Below are 3,432 nucleotides of genomic sequence, written 5' to 3'. Positions count from 1 at the left end.
ATCGGCACCACCCACCGCAAAGGCCCCAACAACACCCTGGACGCCGGCCCGTACGACCCCGGATCACCCTGGGCCATCGGATCACCCGACGGCGGCCACGACGCCGTCCACCCCGACCTGGGCACCCTGGACGACTTCGACGCCTTCGTCGCCCACGCCGGCGACTGCGGCCTGGAAATCGCCCTCGACCTGGCCCTGCAATGCTCCCCCGACCACCCCTGGGTCCGCGACCACCCCGAATGGTTCACCACCCGCGCCGACGGCACCATCGCCTACGCCGAGAACCCGCCCAAGAAATACCAGGACATCTACCCCCTCAACTTCGACAACGACCCCGACGGCCTCTACACCGCCGTCAAAAACCTCATCCACCACTGGACCGACCACGGCGTCACCATCTTCAGAGTCGACAACCCCCACACCAAACCCGTCGCCTTCTGGGAACGACTCCTGGCCGACATCCACACCACCCACCCCGACGTCCTGTTCCTCGCCGAGGCCTTCACCCGCCCCGCCATGATGCACACCCTCGCCAAAATCGGATTCCACCAGTCCTACACCTACTTCACCTGGCGCAACAACGCCCAAGAACTCACCGAATACATGGCCGAACTCACCGGCCCCGCCGCCACCTACATGCGCCCCAACTTCTTCACCAACACCCCCGACATCCTCAACGAATACCTCCAGCACGGCGGCCGCCCCGCCTTCGAAATCCGCGCCATCCTCGCCGCCCTCCTCTCCCCCACCTGGGGCATCTACTCCGGCTACGAACTCTGCGAGAACACCCCCCAGCGCCCAGGCAGCGAGGAATACCGCGACTCAGAGAAATACCAGTACCGCCCCCGCGACTGGGAAACCGCCGACCGCACCGAAACCACCATCGCCCCCCTCATCACCACCCTCAACACACTCCGCAACACCCACCCCGCCCTCCAACAACTCACCAACCTGCACTTCCACCACATCGACCAACCCGAACTCCTCGCCTTCTCCAAACGCCACCTCCACGACACCGTCCTCACCATCATCAACCTCAACCCCCACCAACCCCGCGAAGCCACCGTCCACCTCGACCTGCCCGCCCTCGGCCTCCCCGACGACCCCGACCAAACCCACACCGTCACCGACCAACTCGACGGCACCACCTACACCTGGCGGAGGTCCAACTACGTGCGGCTCGACCCGCACACCAAGCCCGCGCACATCCTCACGTTCCAGGAGAACGGCGGACGTGCGCGGGCCGGTGGCGGGCAGGGCGGCGGGGCTACCCGGACCCGGCGCCGCTGAGCACGCGGTCCCCGGCGGAACGGCAGCCGGTGAACACCGAGCCGAGGCCCTCGCGGTCGATGACCTCGCGGAGCCTGGCCGGCATCGCCGGCAGCGCCAGGCAGCCGCCCTCGGCCGCGACGCGCCAGCGGATGCCGAGCAGGATCGGCAGCGGGTCGCAGCGCACGCCGAGCCGGTCGTGCATCCGCACCATCAGGTGCCGCTCGTCGCCCTCGACCAGCGTGGTCAGCGTCTCCCCGAGCCGCGGCACGGTCACCTCGTCCAGCACCCCGGACAGGTGCACGACGGTGTGGTCGCCGTCGCCGGCCGCCGTCGTGGTGATCATCAGCTCGGACGGGGCGGGCGGCGTCGGGGTGAGACCGGCGTCCCCCGGGTGCAGCGCGCGGATCGCGTCGAGGACGTGCGTGGTGTCGACCTCCCCCGGCGCCGCCTCCGGGACGGGCGCCGCCGTCGCCGACGCGACGTCGGCGAACACCGGGACGAGCCGGTCCAGGCCGGTGAGGTGCAGCGCCCGCCGGACGTGCGCCGACAGGGCCGGCACCACGGCCCGCAGCGGGCAGCCGAGCAGCTGCGCCCGCGTCTCGGCCCGCGCCATCAGCACGAGCCCGGCCGCGTCCAGCAGGACCGCGTCACCGAAGTCGACCACGACCCCGCCGCGCCGCGTCCCCCGCGCGCCCGCGCAGGCGAGCGACAGGGCCCTGCTCACCTCCTCCCGGATCCCCGCGTAGTTCTGCCAACTGATCTGCGCCGGCAGGCCGAGCACGATGAACCCTCGCCGGGTCTCGGTGCTCAGACCCGGCACCGCCGTGTCCTTCATCTGTCACATCCCGATCGGAGTTCGGGCCGCCGCGCGGGCGGGCCGGGGCGAGGCGGTCAGGTGGCCGGGCGGTCTGGACCCCGGCCGCTCGTCCGGATAGGGCGGGCGGCCGCCCCGCACGACGCCCGTGAGCCGGGACGCCGCGAGGCGCTCGATGGTCCGTTCCTCGGGCCGCACCCCCAGATGGGCGCAGCAGCACCACAGGTCGTCCACGCAGCGCCGCACGCGCTCCACCGGAATGTCGGCGAAACGGACGCGCAGCCGTGCCACGAGGTCATCCCGCGTCGGTACGACCGATGGCGACTTCTCCCAGCGCTCCACTGTCCCTCCGATCGCTTCTGGACGGAATTCCGCCCGAACTGAGCAGAACCCGCCGTCCTGACGGGTTCTGAGGTTGGAAATGACCTACCCGAGGGTTGCGACAGAAAAAGCGGCGAACCTAAAAACACGGACATGACACAACCGCCGCGCGGCAAGTATTCGCGGCGTCCGGCGCCACTCGACGGGCCGGGAATCGCCGTTCTTTTGCGCTGCTTTTCCGTGCGCTGCCCGGCCGCGACCGGGCGATGACCTTCCCCGCGGGCGGCCGCCCGCCCGGACGGCCCGCGGGCCCGGGCGATCTACCCCGGTCATGGGCGCGCCGCCGCGGCGGGGCGGCGCCGCCGGGACCCGAAACCGGCCCCACGGTCACGGACCGTACTGAAGCTTTTACGGATGGTTGCCTGTCGCGCAGACACCTGGCCGGGGCGGAGGGAATTGCTGATCTAGATGTCTCCAACACACCCGGGGTGACCCATGGACGGCCAGCCGAAGAACTTCACCCGCAGCACCCGATCCGACCGGGACGCCGACGGGGTCACCGCACCGGGACCGGGCGCCGCGCCCCCGGAGTACACCGCCCGGCCGGCCGCGGGCCCGGCCGCCGGCCCCATCCCGGACCCGTTCGACGAGGACACTCCCCGCACACCGGACTGGTTCAAGACGGCGGTGTTCTACGAGGTGTCGGTCCGGGGCTTCGCCGATTCCAACAACGACGGCTACGGCGACCTGCGCGGGCTGATCTCCAGGCTGGACCATCTGCAATGGCTCGGCATCGACTGCCTATGGCTGCTGCCCATCTACCAGTCCCCGCTGAAGGACGGCGGCTACGACATCGCCAACTACACCAGCATCCTGCCCGACTTCGGAGAGCTCGGGGACTTCGTCGAGCTGATCGAGCAGGCGCACGCCCGGGGCATCCGGGTGATCGCGGATCTGGTGATGAACCACACCTCCGACCAGCACCCCTGGTTCCAGGCGTCGCGCACCGATCCGGACGGGCCCTT

General features: G+C 70.4%; 3 protein-coding genes and 1 pseudogene. 2 read left to right on the top strand and 2 right to left on the bottom strand.

Features of this window, described 5'->3' with window-relative positions; all coding sequences use genetic code 11:
• Positions 1-1,290 (top strand): annotated as a pseudogene (locus AB0C84_RS45565) (alpha-1,4-glucan--maltose-1-phosphate maltosyltransferase); the annotation flags it as partial.
• On the opposite strand, the gene AB0C84_RS45560 reads toward AB0C84_RS45565, so the two are convergent.
• Both AB0C84_RS45560 and AB0C84_RS45555 read right to left on the bottom strand, forming a co-directional pair.
• Complete coding sequence (locus AB0C84_RS45560) at positions 1,268-2,107, bottom strand: STAS domain-containing protein (RefSeq protein ID WP_361079040.1); 840 nt, start codon at positions 2,105-2,107, stop codon at positions 1,268-1,270. The pseudogene AB0C84_RS45565 and the gene AB0C84_RS45560 sit on opposite strands and share 23 nt — an antisense overlap.
• Positions 2,108-2,110: 3 nt before the next feature.
• Entirely contained in the window at positions 2,111-2,377 is a 267-nt protein-coding gene (locus AB0C84_RS45555; protein WP_179847845.1) for a hypothetical protein, read from the bottom strand.
• A gap of 525 nt (positions 2,378-2,902) precedes the next feature.
• Between AB0C84_RS45555 and AB0C84_RS45550 the strand changes: the two genes are divergently transcribed.
• On the top strand, positions 2,903-3,432 hold a 530-nt coding region (locus tag AB0C84_RS45550), incomplete at its 3' end, for an alpha-amylase family glycosyl hydrolase (RefSeq protein WP_361079037.1).

It is taken from the genome of Actinomadura sp. NPDC048955 (assembly GCF_040649435.1).
Classification (GTDB): Bacteria; Actinomycetota; Actinomycetes; order Streptosporangiales; family Streptosporangiaceae; genus Spirillospora; species Spirillospora luteofluorescens.
This window is presented reverse-complemented; position numbering and strand designations above follow the sequence as displayed.

Excerpts from the sequence above, each read along its gene's own strand:
- AB0C84_RS45560 (WP_361079040.1), bottom strand. The coding sequence starts at position 2,107 with ATGAAGGACACGGCGGTGCCGGGTCTGAGCACCGAGACCCGGCGAGGG.